The organism is Xanthobacter sp. YC-JY1, from assembly GCF_021730305.1.
Lineage (GTDB): Bacteria > Pseudomonadota > Alphaproteobacteria > Rhizobiales > Xanthobacteraceae > Xanthobacter > Xanthobacter flavus.
Genome location: NZ_CP032674.1, coordinates 1,668,516 through 1,683,442, shown reverse-complemented (window position 1 = coordinate 1,683,442; position 14,927 = coordinate 1,668,516). Strand labels below are relative to the sequence as shown.

Sequence of the window (14,927 nt, the reverse complement as noted above, 5' to 3'; positions counted from 1 at the left end):
AGTCGGACCTAACTTATGACCGGCAGGAAATGGGGAATACGTCACAGGCGCTCCACGGGCAGGCGCATTGCGTAGCTCACCCTGCCGCCCCTTGGTTTAGGCAGGCGGTTCGCTTTACGGCCCAGCCGCCATTCTGAAGAACGAACCGGCGGTGCGCGGCGCCGAACTCGGAACAAGCCCGCTGAACTCTCCACAATGCCCCTTACAGCTGTAACGCCGCCGCCAGTGACATTGCGCGAAGGTCAGTGCCCGGCCATCACCGAGGCCGCGCGCAGCAAGGCGGTGTCGCTGCCCGCTGGCCCGACCAGCGACAGGCCGAACGGCGCGCCATCGACCTGCGCCAGCGGCAGGGACACCTGAGGCAGGCCGCCGAGGCCGGCGATGCACAACAGGTTCATCGCCAGATGCCGGGTGGTGACTTCCACCTCGGCGGTGGCCATGCCGCGCAGCGGAGCGGGGCGCGGCACCGTGGGCATGAGGAATGCCGTGCCCGGTTGCAGCAGGTCGCGGAGCCGGGAGCGGATGGCGATCCGACGAGCGGCGGCGGCTTCGACCGCCGAGGGGGCGACGGCACGGGCAGCGTCGAACCGCTCCTTTACACCCGGCCCGAAGGCCGGCCGCACCCGCTCGATCCATGGCCCCACCGAGGTCCAGATTTCGGCCGCCTGCAAGGTGCGGAAGGTGGCGGACCAGGCATCGAGCCCGTCGGTTGTGAGGGCGATCTCCTCACAGGGCGCAATCGTCTCCTGCGCCAGTCGGAGCGAGGGCTCGAGGGCGGCTGCCGCCTCGGGCGACAAAAGGCCGAACGCCTCGCGCGGCGCGATGAGGCGGGTAAGGGGCAGAGCGGGTGCCGCATCGGCCAGGAGCACGCGCCCCACGCGCTCCAGCAGGGCGGCGTCGCGGGCGAACCAGCCCACGCAATCGAAGCTGGGGGCGAACGGGGCGACGCCGTCGAGCGGGATCCGCCCATGGGTGGGACGCATGCCGAACAGGCCGCAATAGCTCGACGGCACGCGCACGGAGCCGCCGCAATCGGTGCCGAGGGCGAAATCCACCGCGCCGCCCGCCGTGGCCGAGGCCGAGCCGCTGGAGGAGCCGCCCGGCACGCGGTCCGGCGCGGCCGGATTGAGCGGTGTGCCGTAATGCACGTTCTCGCCGGTGAGCGAGTAGCACAACTCGTCGGCGATGGTCTTGCCGGCAAGGCTTGCGCCCGCGGCCAGCAGGCGCTCCACCGCCACGGCAGAGCGCGTCGCGGGCGGGTGGGTGGCGAGCCAGTCGGGATGGCCGTTGCCGGTGGAGGTGCCGGCCACGTCCATCACATCCTTCACGGCGAAGGCGAGGCCCGCGAGCACGCCGGACGCCGCACCGGGCCGGGCAAGGCGCGGGCCGGGGATGAAGGCACCAAGGGCGTCGGCACCGCTCATTGTCCGCACCCGCAACCGGGAAAGTGCAGTTTCGCCCGCTCCCGCGTCAGGGTGCGTCGACCGCCCTTGAAGGCCGCGAGGACAGGGGACAGCTCGGCCACCGCAGCGCGTGGAGAGGAACTGTCGATGATGACGAAATCCGCCGGCTTGCCGGCTTCCAGCCCATAATCCGCAAGGTTCATGAGGCGGGCGGGGCGGCTCGTGACCATGTGGAAGCACTCGGTCATGTCGTGGGCCGAGCCCACATGGCAGATGTTGGCGTTGAGGTTCGCCATCCGTAATTGCGAGCAGTCGCCGAACGGGGTGAAGGGGTTCAGCACATTGTTGGTGGAGAGCGAGCAGTTCACCCCATGCTGCAGCAGCAGGTGGGCCGGCGTGACGCCGCGCGTCTTGGCGAAGGCGCGATCCCGGCCCATGAGGAACAGGTCGGTCGAGGGCAGCACCGTGAGCGCGACGCCGCAATCGCGCATGCGCGTGGCGATCTGCGCCAGCCGCTCCGGCTCCACATAAGCGAGCTTGGTGACATGGCCGATGGCCACCCGCCCGCCCCAGCCGAACCGTTCGGTAAGCGTGCAGACATAATCGAGATCGAGCGCCGTGGGGTCGGCGCCGAAATCCAGATGCATGTCGATGTCCACGTCGAAATCACGGGCCATCTCGAACACCCGGTCGATCTGGCCGTGGGGGTCGGTGTCCGTATAGGGCGCGGCGCCTACCGCCTTCGCCCCGCGCCGCAGCGCCTCCACCATCAGCTCGTCCGTGCCGGGATTGTTGGTGAGGCCCTCCTGCGGAAACACGCAGACCTCGATGTCCATGGCCCAGCGATAATCCTCCACCAACTGCATCACCCCCTCGAACCCGCGCAGGCCGATGCCGGGGTCCACCTCCAGGTGGCTGCGCATGTGGGTGGTGCCCTGGGAGATGGCTTTCTCGATGGTGCGCCGGCCCCGGGCGTACACGTCCTCCGGCGTGAAGTCCTTCTTGGCGCGGGCCACCTCGGCGATGGCCTCCTCCAGATCGCCGCGGCGGGACGCGCAGCGATCGAGGATGCACGACTTGTCGAGGTGGATGTGGGTTTCCACGAAGCCCGGCGCGACGAGGCATCCCCCGGCATCCACCACCTCGGCGTCGGCCGTGATGTCGGGCCCGATGGCCTTGATGCGGCCGGCGGCGATGGCGATATCGACGATATGGTCCGGTGCGTCTGGCAGGCGGGCGTTCTTAACGATGAGGTCCATGGGGCGTCTCGACGGGCTGGCGGGGTTCACTTCACGGTGGCGCGGGCCTTCTCGCCCTTGAGCTTGGCGCGCCAGGTTCCGGTCTCGACCATCTCGGCGATGACATCGGCCATCACCTGGGCCACCGCCTCGGAGCCGCGCGGGTTCATGCTGCGCTGGGAGACGACGACGGACAGCCGCCAGGATGGCGTCGGGTCGAGGATGGAGACGGCCACCATCTCGCCGCGCGCCATCTCATCCATGAAGGCGAAATGGGGCATCACCCCCAGCGCCCGGCCGGAGCGCACCAGCCGCGCGATGGTGGGCAGGCTGTCGCACGCCATGGCGACGGGCTCCACGTCATTGCGGGCGGCGAACTGCTCGATCACCGTGCGCATCACATTGGGCGCGCCGGGCAGCACGATGGGCCACGCGAACATGTCGCGGAACGAGACGCTGCCCCGCGCCGCCAAAGGGTGGTCCGGCGCGACGAACAGCATCAGCTCCTCGACCATCATCTCGGTCCAGGCCACGTGCTCGAACGCCTTGTGGTCGTAGAGCAGGGCCACGTCCAGCCGGCCGGCCTGAAGGAAATCGTCGAGATAGCCGGTCATGGCCTCCACGACGTGAAGGGCGATGTTGGGCTGGTGTTCGGCCATGGCCGAGATCAGGGGCAGGCCGAGGCCCCGGCAGGCGGAGGTGGGCAGCCCCACCGACACCCTTCCCGAGGGATTGAGCGACTTGGAGCGGACCTGGTCCTTCACCCGGTCCACCTCCTCCAGGATGCGGCGGGCATGGTCGTAGAATTGCTGGCCGAGCTCGGAGGGCGTGACGCCACGGGCATGGCGCATGAGCAGTGCGACGCCCAGCTCTTCCTCCAGATTTTTCATCTGCTGGCTCAGCGAGGGCTGAGCAATGCGCAATACCTCCGCCGCGCGCGAGAAATTCCCGCTTTCTGCAATCTGGACGAAGTATTTGAGCTGACGAAGATCCATGGATCACCTTTGCACCAGATGAAATGGCATCGCTCAAAAGCGATTGTCAAATTGCATGATATATAGTCATATGCCTAAACTATGAGCGATATTTTCATATATATCTATAAAAATCAACTAGTTATGATCGATACCTAGAGAACACTCCAGCCTATTATCTGATCCTATAGTCATAGCCTATATCTATGATCGGAAAATAATCTTTGTCCTGAGGCTGCGCCTATATCAGCCTCATCTCGCAGATGATTTTCGGGCGGTGATGCCCGGCACGTCCTGTACACGGCAGGAGAAAACAGACATGCCTCCACAGAGCATTTTGCGCGGCCAGCTTCTGGCTGCGGCGGTGGCGCTTGGGCTTTCCACCAGCCTTTCGGCCACCGCGGCGTTGGCCGATCAGGAGCCCTGCATCGGCAATTCCGCCGCCGTCACCGGCCCGGCCGCCTTTTCCGGCCAGGCCATCAAGATGGGCGCGGAGATCGCCATCGAGGAGATCAACGCGGCGGGCGGCGTGCTCGGCAAGAAGCTGCGGCTGATCCAGTATGACGACGCCGGCGCCCCGCCGCGCGGCGTCGACAACACCCGCCGCATCGCGCTGGCGGACAAGTGCATCGCCGTGCTCGGCGGCTTCCATTCCACCGTCGCTTTGGCGCAGGTGGACCCGGTGCACGAGATCGGCATTCCCTACATGGGCGTGTGGGCGGCCAACACCAAGGCCATCGAGAACGGGCGCGATCCCAACTTCATGTTCCGCGTCTCCGCCAAGGACAAGTGGGTCGCCCGCTTCCTGGTGGACGAGGCGCTGAAGGTGTCCAAGACCGGCAAGGTGGCGTTCTTCTACGAGAACACCGGCTGGGGCAACGGCGCATTGCCGGACGTGAAGGCCGCGCTTGCCGCCAAGGGCAAGGAGCTGGTCGCCGCCGAGACCTTCAACTGGAACGACCAGGACATGTCGCCCCAGGTGATCCGCGCCCGCGACGCCGGGGCGGACGTGGTCATCGTGTGGTCCCTCGACCGCGAGGCCAACCAGATCCTGCGGTCCATGGACAAGGCGAGCTGGAAGCCGGCCATTGTCGGCGCCTGGGGCATCTCCGGCAATCTCGGCGAGCTGGCCGGCCCCCTCGCCAACGGGGTGCGGGTGATGCAGACCTATTCCTTCCTCACCCCGCAAAGCGAGGCCGGCAAGAAGCTGCTCGCCGCCGTGGAGGCCCGGACCGGTATCAAGGACCCGAAGGACATCAAGGCTCCCTCCGGCATCGCCAATTCCTACGACGCGGTCTACGTGCTGGCCGACGCCATCAAGATCGCCGGCTCCTTCGACTGGAAGAAGGTGCAGCAGGCCCTCTACCAGGTGAGCCGTGACGGCCTCGTCGCCCCCTACAAGCCGGCCTTCGACAAGGCCGATCCCGAGCGCCAGGACGCCATCCTGCCGCAATACTACCTGCTGACCGTCTGGCACGACGGCAAGCTGATCCCCCTCAAGGGCTCGCCCTACGACAAGTGAGCCCGCGCGGGAGGCGGTTTCCCTCGCCGCCTCCCGCTTTCTGTCTCGTCCACCCTGCCACCACTCGCCTCGACCGGCCACGGCCGGGCCCCTCTCACCGACAGGTCGCCCGCAATGACCACAGTGGTGCAATACATCCTGTCCGGCCTTGCCATCGGCGGCATCTATGCCCTGGTGGCCCTCGGCTTCCACATCATGTGGTCGTCGGCCAAGGCCGTGAACTTCGCCCATGGCGACACGCTGATGATCGGCGGCCTGCTCGCCGTCTATCTGCTGGCGGCGGGCCTGCCGCTGGGCCTCGCCTGCCTGGTCGCGGTGGCGGCCGGCGGGCTGTTCGGGCTGGTGCTGGAGCGCATCGCGGTGCGCCCCTTTTTGTCCCAGCAGGGCTCGGTGGGCTGGATGCTCACCACCATCGCCGTGGGCATCATGGTGGAGAGCTTCGCCACCATCCAGACCCAGGGCTACGCCCGGCCGCTGCCCTCGCCGGGGGTGGTCTCCTCCGTGCACATCCTCGGCGCGGGCATCTATCCGCAGGAGCTGGTGATCCCGCTGGTGGCGGTGGTGGCCATGCTGGGCCTGCGGGCGCTGCAGCGCCACACCCTGGTGGGCCGTGCCATGCGGGCGGTCGCCCACAACAAGAATGCAGCCGCCCTCATGGGTATCAATGTGAACGCCGTGGTCGCCTTCTCCTTCGCCCTCGCCGGGCTTCTGGGCGCGGCAGCCGGCGTGCTGGTGGCTCCGGTGGTGCAGGCCTCCGCCGCCATGGGCGTACTGCCGGGACTGAAGGGCTTCGCCGTGGCCATCATCGGCGGCATCACCTCGGCGCCCGGGGTGGTCATCACCGGCCTCGTCTACGGGGTGATGGAGAAGTTCGTCGAAGGCTACATCTCCACGGCCGCGCGCGAGATCATCGGCTTCTCCCTCATGATCCTCACTTTGCTGGTGTTCCCCCAGGGCCTGTTCGGCAAGCGGGAGGTGATGAAGGTATGAGACACCTCATCCGCCATCTCACTTTGCTGGGTTTCGCGGCCCTCGCCGCCATCCTGGTGATCGTGCCCCTCACCTCCGGCAACGAGTATGAGCTGCGCCTGTTCATGCTGTTCCTGATCTACGGCATCATCGCCGTGGGCCTGAACGTGCTGGTGGGGCTCACCGGCCTCGTCTCCCTCGGACAGGCGGGCCTGTTCGCGCTCGGCTCCTACACCGGCGCCATCGTGGCGACGCGGCTCGGCTTCGACATGATCTCGTCGAGCCTCATCGCCGCTCTGGTTGCGGCCGGCTTCGGCGTGCTCCTCGCCTATCCCACGGTGCGGGTGCGCGGGGTCTATCTCGCGGTGGTCACCATCGCCTTCGGTCTCATCGTGGAGAATGTCGCCATCGAGTGGCAGTCGCTCACCGGCGGCACCACTGGCATCACCTCCATTCCCGCGCCCAATGCGTTCGGGGTCCGGCTGTCCGGCTATGCCTTCTACGGCGTGCTGGCGGTGGTTCTCTTCCTCGCCACCGCGGCCGCGCACAATCTGAAGGTCTCTCGCTACGGCCGCGCCATGCTGGCGGTGTCGCAGAGCGAGATCGCGGCGCGGGCGCTGGGCGTGGACGCCACTGCCATGCGCACGCTGGCCTTCGTGGCGGCGGCGGTGACGGCGGGCTTGGCCGGCACCTTTTACGCCTTCCTCAATTCCTACATCTCACCCGATATCTTCACCTTCTCGGACAGCGTGCGCTTCCTGCTCATGGTGATCCTGGGCGGGGCGGCCTCCACCTTCGGGCCGGTTCTGGGCGCCTATATCCTCACCTATCTGCCGGAATACCTGCAGGATTTCGCCGTGTGGCAGAAGTTCGCCTATGGCGCGCTGCTGCTGGTCGTCATGTTCGTCATGCCGCGCGGAATCATGGGCTCGCTCGCCGCCGGCCTGAAGCGGCTGGTGCCGGTGCCGCGTGCGGTTGCCGCCTCCGAAGGCCTGCCCGCCGAGGACACCCTGCGCCTCGATCCCCGCAGCCAGAAATCCGAGCTGGTGGCGCGGGACCTCACCGTGCGGTTCGGGGGGCTCACGGCGCTGGCCAAGGCCTCGCTGCGGGTGAAGCCGGGCGAGGTGCATGCCCTCATCGGGCCGAACGGGGCCGGCAAGTCCACCTTCGTCAACACCATCTCCGGCTTCTACCAGCCGAGCGAGGGCGCCTTCGAGCTGGACGGCATCCAGCTCGCCGGCAAGGCCTCCCACGAGATCGCCCGCGCCGGCCTCTCCCGCACCTTCCAGAACACCGAATTGTTCGGCGAGATGACCGTGCTGGAGAACGTGATGGTGGGCTACCAGCAGCGCCTCGGCTACGGGCTACTCGCCGCATTGCTGCGCACCGGCGCCATGCGGCGGCAGGATGACGAATGCCGACGCGCCGCCATCGGCCTGCTCGTATTCGTGGGGCTTCAGGATTACGCCAACGAGGAGGCCCGCTTCCTGCCCTTCGGCCTCCAGCGGCGCCTCGAGATCGCCCGGGCGCTGGCCCCCCGGCCCCGCCTGCTGCTGCTCGACGAGCCCGCCGCCGGTCTCACCACCCAGGAGATCGACGAGCTGGAAGAGATGATCCGGCGCATCGCGGCGCTGGGGGTCTCGGTGCTGCTGATCGAGCACCATGTGGAACTCATCATGGCCGTGGCCGACACGGTGACCGTGCTGGACTACGGCCAGGTGATCGCCAGCGACACCCCCGCCGTGGTGCAGGAGAACCCGCGTGTCATCGAGGCCTATTTCGGCACCTCCCTCGATCACGCGAACACGGCCGAGGTGACGGCATGACCCCTCCCGAGACCAACACGGCGGACGTGCTGCTCGACATCCAGTCCATGGAATTGCGATACGGCGCGGCGGTGGCGGTGCGCGACATTTCCCTTCGGGTGAAGCGCGGCCAGCTGGTGGCGGTGATCGGCAACAATGGTGCCGGCAAGTCCTCCATGGTGAAGGGCGCGACGGGCCTCGTCACCCCCTCCGGCGGCAAGGTGCTGTTTCGCGGCACCGACACCACCCGCATGAGCGCCAACGCCAAGGTGGGCCAGGGCCTCGTCATGGTGCCGGAAGGCCGGCTGATCTTCCCCGACCAGAGCGTGGAGGACAACCTCATCCTCGGCGCCTACGTCCATGGCGGGCTGAAAGGCGCGCGGGCGAAGCAGACCCGCGACAAGGTGCTGGAGCTGTTTCCGCGCCTGAAGGAACGCCTCGCCCAGCAGGCCGGCTCCATGTCCGGCGGCGAGCAGCAGATGCTGGCCATTGCCCGCGGGCTGATGGCCGAGCCGGAGCTGCTCATCATCGACGAGCTGTCGCTCGGCCTTGCACCCAAGATCGTCGACCAGCTCATGGGCGTGCTCTCGGCCCTCAACAAATCTGGCCTCACCATCCTCCTGGTGGAGCAGCTCGCCTCCTATGCGCTGGCCATCGCCGACCACGCCTATGTCATCGCCAATGGCCGCGTCGCACGGGAGGGGCCGAGCCAGGTGCTCGCCCGCGATCCCGAGGTGATGGAAGCCTTCCTCGGCCGCAAGAAACCGGCGGCCTGAGCCTCATAATTTTGCAAGTCCGTCCAGTCCAAGGAGCCCCCATGTCCAAAATTGTCGACCTCAGCCTGCTCATCGAAGACAACATGCCTGCTCACAAGCTCTTCCAGCGGCCGGTGATCACCACCCACATGAGCCACGAAAGCTCGAAGGCGCTGGGCCTCGGCGTGCCCGGCGACGCCATGACGTTCCAGACGAATTTCATCGCCATGCTCGACCATGTGGGCACCCACGTGGATGCCTTCCGCCATGTGAAGCCGGACGGCGCGGCCATCAACGAGATGCCGTTGGAGATGTTCATGGGCAAGGCCGTGTGCTTCGACCTGCGCCACATCCCCGACCTCGGCGAGATCACCGTCGAGGATATGGAGAAGGCCGAGGCGGCCGCCGGCGTGAAGGTGGACGGGCACATCGTGCTGCTGTGCACGGGCTTCCACAACCGCAACTATCCGAGCCTGGATTCCGTGTGGAAGAATCCGCTGCTCACCGCGGAAGCCACCAAGTGGCTGTATGACCGCGGCTCGAAGATGCAGGGCGTGGAGGGCCCTTCCACCGACAAGCCCTCCGACAACATCTTCGCTCAGCACCGCCTGTGCCGTGACCTCGGCATGAGTCACTGGGAATGGCTGGTGAACCTGGAGGAACTGGTGGGCAAGGGCGAGTTCCAGTTCTTCGGCGTGCCGCTGAAATTCAAGGGCGGCTCGGGATCGCCGGTGCGCGCCTTCGCCATCCTCAACTGACCTTGCAAATACGTCTCTTCTGCCCTGACTAGACGTATGGGTCTGCTGGATGGTCACTGCCGACCATCCAGCAGCACTCCCCTTGCGATACCATTCCAAGATCCCCCGCGCGCCGGAGCAGCTTCATGTCCGCCGAATTCGACACCCTGAGCGCGACGGCCCTGCGCACGATGGTGGCCCGGCGCGAAGTCTCGCCGGTGGATCTGACGCGCCGCGCGCTGGATCGCGCCATCGCCACCCAGCCGACCCTCAACGCCTTCTTCGTCATCCTGGAGGAGGAGGCCATGGCCGCTGCCCGCATCGCCGAGGATGCGGTGATGAAGGGCGCGCCGCTCGGCCTCATCCACGGCCTGCCGTTTTCCGCCAAGGACCTGATGGCGGTGAAAGGGGCGCCCTATGCCTCCGGTTCCCGCGCGATGGCCGACACCGTCGCCGAGGCGGATGCCCCGGCCGTGGAGCGCGCCAAAGCGCAGGGCGGCATCCTCATCGGCAAGACCACCACCAGCGAATTCGGCTGCAAGCCCATCGGCGACAGCCCGCTCACCGGCATCACCCGCAACCCGTGGAACCTCGCCATGACGCCGGGCGGGTCGAGCGCGGGCGCGGCGGCCTCGGTGGCGGCGGGCATCACCCCGTTCGCGCTGGGCACCGACGGTGGTGGCTCAATCCGCATTCCCTGCGCCTTCAGCGGGCTTTCGGGCCTGAAGGGCCAGTTCGGCCGGGTGCCGGTATGGCCCACCTCGGCGACGCCGACGCTGGCCCATGTGGGTCCCCTCGCCCGTTCCATGGCCGATGCAGCGCTGCTGTTTTCCGCCGTGGCCGGGCACGACCGGCGCGACCCCTTCTCCGTCGCCGGCCCGGTGCCGGACGTGATGGGCGCGGCACAGGCCTCGGTGGCTGGCATGCGGGTCGCCTACAGCCCGACTTTCGGCTACGCCCGCCCCGCCCCTGAGGTGGTCGCCGCCACAGACCGCGCCGCCCAAACCTTCGAGGCGCTGGGCTGCCATGTGGAGGTGGTGGACGCGATGTTCGACACCGACCCCGCCGACCTGTGGACTGCGGAATTCTATGCCGGCGTCGGCACCCGCCTGCGCGATGTGCTGGAAAACCGGCGCGAGCTTCTGGACCCGGCGGTGGCGGACATCCTGATGCCGGCCCTCGGCCAGGAGATGAAGAGCTACTATGCTAGCGTCTTCGCCCGCTACGCGTTGCGCGAGAAGATGCGCCTCTTCTTCGAGCGCTACGACCTGCTCATTTCCCCGGTGCTGCCGGTGAGCGCGCTGGAGGCCGGGCGCAACCTGCCGGAGGGGCTGGAGGACCGCAACCTCGTGTCCTGGGTGTTCTACACCTATCCCTTCAACCTCACCGGCCACCCTGCCGGGGCGGTCTGCGCCGGTCTCTCGCCGCAGGGCATGCCCATCGGCCTGCAGATCGTCGGCCGTTCATACTGCGAGGACGACGTGGTGCGCGCGGCGGCGGCGTTCGAGCGCGCCCAGCCCCCCGGCTACAACCGCCCGCCCGCAGGGGCCTGAAGCACCCCCGCCGTCCATCATTCTGCTCCGCCCCCCGGACGCAGGCCGTTGAACACATAATCGGCGAGGGTCGCAGCCCATTCCGGCGTCAGCGGCGCGTGCGGCACCAAAATGCGGTACCAGATCGGCCCGTAGAGCGCATCGATCACCACGTCGAGATCGATGTCGGCCCGCAGTTCGCCATTGGCAATGCCGCGCAGGAGGGCCTTCTTCGCCTCTTCCCGGCGCGGCAGCACGTAGCCGTCGAGAAGGGCGCGCAGCGCCTCGGGATCGCTCTGGCCCTGGGCCACCAGCGCGGAAATGGTGCGCCCCACCTTCTGGCCGTAGACCTCGGCGACCCGCATCATCTGGCTTTTCACGTCCGCAACGGCGGAGGCCGTCACCGGGTAGCCGATCTTTTGGGCAGTCTCCGCGAGAAAGCCCGCAATCGCCAGAGCCCCCCGATTTGGCCACCAGCGGTAGATGGACGAGCGCGCCGTGCCCGAACGGGTTGCGACGGCATCGATCGTAAATCCCGAAAGTCCTTGCTCTTCGAGCAGCTCGTTCGCGGCCTTCAGGATTGCGATCTTCACCTCATCACCTTGCGGGCGACCGCGGCGGCGAACGGTTTTATTGTTCGTGCTCAAATTTTGACGCCCATCATCGAGATTCTGCCCAGATTATCGCCGTCCCTTCAACTTGACAATCGAACGGGCTGATTAAAACTACACACTGTCGCTTTTATCCGGATCCATCGAGCGAAGCCCACGGTGTGCGTCGGCCGGCGCCGCCATCCTGCGAAGCCCCAAATCCGCCCGCAGATGTGCAGGCATACGCAAACACAGCGAGGAAGCGCAATGACTGGCGTGCTCAGCCCCGAACAGGTCGCGCATTTCAATTCCGAGGGATATCTCTGTCCGGTCCGCGCCTTAAGCGCGGAAGAGGCACGCCTCTATCGCAATAAAATCGAAGACTTCGAGGCCCGGTCCGGCGAGGAGGTCAACAAGCGCCTGAAGATCAAGGCGCACCTGGCCTTCCCCTGGCTCGTGGAGCTGGCGCGGCATCCGCGCATCGTATCCGCCGTCCAGGACATCCTTGGGCAGGATGTCCTGCTGTTCGGCTCCTCCGCCTTCGCCAAGAATGCGCGTGATCCGCGCTTCGTCTCCTGGCACCAGGATTCCGCTTATTACGGGCTGAACCCGCACCAGGAAGTCACCGTCTGGCTCGCATTGTCGCGCGCCAGCACTGAGAGTGGCTGCATGAAGGTGATCCCGAAAAGCCATCTCGGCCCGGACCTCGTCCACGAGGAGACCTTCGATGCCGACAACCTGCTCGCGCGCGGCCAGAAGGTTACGGTGGACGAGAGCCTCGCCGTCGACATGCCGCTCGAGCCGGGCGAGTTCTCCCTGCACCACGAGCGCACGGTGCACGGCTCGCCCGCCAACATGTCCGACGACCGACGCATCGGCATCGCCTTCTTCTACATGCCGGCCCATTGCCGCTCGATGCTCGGGCGCCGTTCCGCCCTGCTGATCGCCGGCGAAGACCGGCACGGCCACTGGGATCGCGACCCCGAGCCGCGTTTCGATCTCGACCCAGAAAGCCTCGCCTTCATGGAGGAGGTCTGGGCGAGCTACCGCGACGACGCGACGACCAAGCAGGCCGCGCGCCTCGCCTGACATCCCTGTTCGGCCGGGCTCCTGCCGCGGCCGAACCCATAACAGCCATCTGGAAGCCGCCCGTCTGCCCCCTTGAAACCGAGAGCGCATTCCATGAAAGCCAGCATCCTTTTCAGCACAGCCCTGTCCCTTCTCTGCGCCGCCCCCGCTTTGGCCGATCCGGTCAAGGTGGGCGTCATCCTGCCCCAGACCGGCGTCGGCGCCGTGCTCGCCAAGCAGATGCAGGCGGCCATTGAGCTTGCCGTCGCACACGAGGGCGGCAAACTCGGTGGCCAGCAGGTGGAGTTCTTCTGGAGCGACAGCCAGGGCAAGGCGGACGTCGCCAAGCAACTGGCCGACGAGATGGTGAAGTCGAAGCGCGTGGACTTCCTCGTCGGCCCGGTCTTCTCCTCGGAGATGATGGCGGTGCACGGCGGCCTCGCCCGCACCGATGCCTTCGTGATCTCGCCCATTTCGGGACCGGCGCCCATCGCCGGCAAGTCCTGCTCGGCGAACTTCTTCAACGTGTCGTCCCAGAACGACCAGCAGGCCGAGGCGCTCGGCGCCTATCTCGAGAAGCTCGGCGTCAAGCGCGTGTATGTCATGACGGTCAACAATCAGGCCGGGAAGGACATGGTTTCCGGCTTCAAGCGCAACTTCAAGGGCGACCTCGTGGGCGAGGTCTACACGCGCTTCGGACAGGTCGACTTCGCCGCGGAATTGAGCGCACTGCGCACCGCTGCCCCCGAGGCCACGTTCATCTTCTATCCCGGCGACATGGGCGTGCAGTACGTCAAGCAATACGCCCAGGCCGGCCTTGCCAAGTCGACGCCGCTCTACACCGTGTGGACCGTGGATCAGGCCACCCTGCCCGCGGTGGGCGACGATGCCATCGGCGTGCGCTCGGGCAATGTCTGGAGCGTCGATTTGCCGAATGCCGCGAACGCCCGCTTCGTCTCCGACTTCAAGCAGAAGAACGGCTTCCTGCCCAACGACTACGCCGCCCACGCCTATGATTCCATCCTGCTCGTCTCCAGCGCGGTCAAGGCGGTGGGCGGCGACATGAGCCGGAAGGACGATATCCGCAAGGCTTTGCAGAAGGCCGACTTCGCCTCGAACCGCGGCAAGTTCGCCTTCAACACCAACCACTTCCCCATCGAGGACTACTATGTCCGCGAGGTGGTGAAGGGCGAGGACGGCACCCTCGTCACCAAGACCGTCGAGAAGGTAATGACCGACGCCAAGGACGCCTATTACCAGGACTGCCCGCTGAAGTGATCGCGGATGATCTTGAAGAGAAATCCTGACACAGCGGGAAGGCGGTCATGCAACTCCTGTTCGTCGAGCAACTCCTGAACGGGGTTCAGCTCGGGGTGATCCTGTTCCTGATGGCGGCGGGGCTCACGCTCACCTTCGGCATCATGAATCTGGTGAACCTTGCGCACGGCTCCCTGTTCATGCTCGGCGCCTATCTGGGCGTCGTCTTCGCGCTGGTCACGGGCTCCTTCGTTGCGGGCTTCGTCGCGGCCGGCCTTGCCACCTTCGTCATCGGCCTCGTGCTGGAGCGGCTGGTGATCCGGCATCTCTACGCGCGCAGCCATCTCGACCAGGTGATGTGCACGGTGGGCCTCGTCTATGTGCTCAACGAGGCGACGCGGATGGTGTTCGGGCCGGAGCCGCTGCACGCACCCATCCCGGCCTTTCTCGCGGGTTCAGTGGAGCTCATTCCCGGCGCGCCCTATCCGGCCTACCGGCTGGCGATGATTGGTGCCGGCCTCGCCATCGCGGGGTTGCTCTATGTCCTCATCGGCCGGACGCGGATGGGCATGCTCATCCGCGCCGGCGCCAGCAACCGGGTGATGACGAGCGTTCTGGGGGTCAATATCGGCGCCATCTATGCCGTGGTGTTCGGCATCGGCGCGGCTTTGGCCGGCTTCGCTGGCTATATCGCAGCGCCCATCCTCACCGTCTATCCCGGCATGGGCGACAATGTGCTCATCCTGGCACTGGTGGTGCTGGTGGTGGGGGGCATGGGATCGGTGAAGGGGGCCTTCGTGGCGGCCCTGCTGGTGGGCGTCATCGACACCATCGGCCGGGCCTATCTGAAGGATCTCATGGCGCTGGTGCTCTCGCCGGTGGCCGCCAACACGGTGGCGCCGGCTCTGGCGTCCATGCTCATCTACATCCTCATGGCGGTCATCCTGTTCTTCCGCCCGCAGGGTCTCATCCCCGCCGCCGGCCTGCGCCGGCCGGAGGCGCCGCCGGAAGCGTCCGACCACGGCCCGACCGGTCCGGGCGTGCTGGCGCGATGGCGCGTGCCCGCCATCGGCCTCC

Annotated in this window: 12 protein-coding genes and 1 pseudogene; 9 read left to right on the top strand and 4 right to left on the bottom strand. The window is 66.8% G+C overall.

Features of this window, described 5'->3' with window-relative positions; all coding sequences use genetic code 11:
- Positions 1-242: 242 nt before the first annotated feature.
- Genes D7006_RS07860 through D7006_RS07850 form a run of 3 tightly spaced genes read right to left on the bottom strand, consistent with a single transcriptional unit; the run spans position 243 to position 3,636 of the window.
- Positions 243-1,424, bottom strand: a complete 1,182-nt coding sequence (locus D7006_RS07860) for an amidase (protein WP_237356192.1) — start codon at positions 1,422-1,424, stop codon at positions 243-245.
- Positions 1,421-2,662, bottom strand: coding sequence for an amidohydrolase family protein (locus tag D7006_RS07855; RefSeq protein WP_237356191.1), 1,242 nt, complete (start codon positions 2,660-2,662; stop codon positions 1,421-1,423). Before D7006_RS07855 ends, D7006_RS07860 begins: the two co-directional genes overlap by 4 nt.
- 26 nt (positions 2,663-2,688) lie before the next feature.
- A complete protein-coding gene (locus D7006_RS07850; RefSeq protein ID WP_237356190.1) occupies positions 2,689-3,636 on the bottom strand; it encodes a LysR family transcriptional regulator in 948 nt (315 codons plus the stop codon).
- A 298-nt stretch (positions 3,637-3,934) separates the two neighbouring features.
- Here D7006_RS07850 and D7006_RS07845 point away from each other — a divergent pair, with 298 nt between their 5' ends.
- The 6 genes from D7006_RS07845 to D7006_RS07820 all read left to right on the top strand — a co-directional run bounded on the left by D7006_RS07845 (position 3,935) and on the right by D7006_RS07820 (position 10,956).
- On the top strand, positions 3,935-5,137 hold the full coding sequence (locus D7006_RS07845; protein WP_169122329.1) for an ABC transporter substrate-binding protein: 1,203 nt from the start codon (positions 3,935-3,937) through the stop codon (positions 5,135-5,137).
- Positions 5,138-5,251: 114 nt separating this feature from the next.
- Complete coding sequence (locus D7006_RS07840; protein ID WP_237356189.1) at positions 5,252-6,127, top strand: branched-chain amino acid ABC transporter permease; 876 nt, start codon at positions 5,252-5,254, stop codon at positions 6,125-6,127.
- Positions 6,124-7,932, top strand: a complete 1,809-nt coding sequence (locus D7006_RS07835; protein ID WP_237356188.1) for an ATP-binding cassette domain-containing protein — start codon at positions 6,124-6,126, stop codon at positions 7,930-7,932. Before D7006_RS07840 ends, D7006_RS07835 begins: the two co-directional genes overlap by 4 nt.
- Positions 7,929-8,687 carry an ABC transporter ATP-binding protein gene (locus tag D7006_RS07830; protein WP_237356187.1) on the top strand — a complete coding sequence of 253 codons (759 nt, stop codon included), beginning with the start codon at positions 7,929-7,931 and terminating at the stop codon, positions 8,685-8,687. Before D7006_RS07835 ends, D7006_RS07830 begins: the two co-directional genes overlap by 4 nt.
- A gap of 41 nt (positions 8,688-8,728) precedes the next feature.
- Positions 8,729-9,424 carry a cyclase family protein gene (locus tag D7006_RS07825; protein WP_229644344.1) on the top strand — a complete coding sequence of 232 codons (696 nt, stop codon included), beginning with the start codon at positions 8,729-8,731 and terminating at the stop codon, positions 9,422-9,424.
- A gap of 125 nt (positions 9,425-9,549) precedes the next feature.
- Positions 9,550-10,956, top strand: coding sequence for an amidase family protein (locus tag D7006_RS07820; RefSeq protein WP_237356186.1), 1,407 nt, complete (start codon positions 9,550-9,552; stop codon positions 10,954-10,956).
- Between the two features lie 17 nt (positions 10,957-10,973).
- Here the strand turns inward: D7006_RS07820 and D7006_RS07815 are convergent, their stop codons facing one another.
- Positions 10,974-11,528, bottom strand: a complete 555-nt coding sequence (locus D7006_RS07815) for a TetR/AcrR family transcriptional regulator (RefSeq protein WP_237356185.1) — start codon at positions 11,526-11,528, stop codon at positions 10,974-10,976.
- A 264-nt stretch (positions 11,529-11,792) separates the two neighbouring features.
- Between D7006_RS07815 and D7006_RS07810 the strand changes: the two genes are divergently transcribed.
- From D7006_RS07810 to D7006_RS07800, 3 genes and pseudogenes are all read left to right on the top strand, one after another.
- Positions 11,793-12,614, top strand: a complete 822-nt coding sequence (locus D7006_RS07810) for a phytanoyl-CoA dioxygenase family protein (protein WP_237356184.1) — start codon at positions 11,793-11,795, stop codon at positions 12,612-12,614.
- Positions 12,615-12,707: 93 nt separating this feature from the next.
- Positions 12,708-13,871 (top strand): ABC transporter substrate-binding protein, encoded by a 1,164-nt coding sequence (locus tag D7006_RS07805; protein ID WP_237356183.1) that lies wholly within the window; start codon positions 12,708-12,710, stop codon positions 13,869-13,871.
- A gap of 47 nt (positions 13,872-13,918) precedes the next feature.
- Positions 13,919-14,827: pseudogene (locus tag D7006_RS07800) on the top strand (branched-chain amino acid ABC transporter permease); the annotation flags it as partial.
- Positions 14,828-14,927: the final 100 nt, after the last annotated feature.

Excerpts from the sequence above, each read along its gene's own strand:
- D7006_RS07805 (WP_237356183.1), top strand. The coding sequence starts at position 12,708 with ATGAAAGCCAGCATCCTTTTCAGCACAGCCCTGTCCCTTCTCTGCGCC.
- D7006_RS07850 (WP_237356190.1), bottom strand. The coding sequence starts at position 3,636 with ATGGATCTTCGTCAGCTCAAATACTTCGTCCAGATTGCAGAAAGCGGG.
- D7006_RS07840 (WP_237356189.1), top strand. The coding sequence starts at position 5,252 with ATGACCACAGTGGTGCAATACATCCTGTCCGGCCTTGCCATCGGCGGC.
- D7006_RS07825 (WP_229644344.1), top strand. The coding sequence starts at position 8,729 with ATGTCCAAAATTGTCGACCTCAGCCTGCTCATCGAAGACAACATGCCT.
- D7006_RS07810 (WP_237356184.1), top strand. The coding sequence starts at position 11,793 with ATGACTGGCGTGCTCAGCCCCGAACAGGTCGCGCATTTCAATTCCGAG.
- D7006_RS07835 (WP_237356188.1), top strand. The coding sequence starts at position 6,124 with ATGAGACACCTCATCCGCCATCTCACTTTGCTGGGTTTCGCGGCCCTC.
- D7006_RS07820 (WP_237356186.1), top strand. The coding sequence starts at position 9,550 with ATGTCCGCCGAATTCGACACCCTGAGCGCGACGGCCCTGCGCACGATG.
- D7006_RS07830 (WP_237356187.1), top strand. The coding sequence starts at position 7,929 with ATGACCCCTCCCGAGACCAACACGGCGGACGTGCTGCTCGACATCCAG.
- D7006_RS07845 (WP_169122329.1), top strand. The coding sequence starts at position 3,935 with ATGCCTCCACAGAGCATTTTGCGCGGCCAGCTTCTGGCTGCGGCGGTG.
- D7006_RS07855 (WP_237356191.1), bottom strand. The coding sequence starts at position 2,662 with ATGGACCTCATCGTTAAGAACGCCCGCCTGCCAGACGCACCGGACCAT.
- D7006_RS07860 (WP_237356192.1), bottom strand. The coding sequence starts at position 1,424 with ATGAGCGGTGCCGACGCCCTTGGTGCCTTCATCCCCGGCCCGCGCCTT.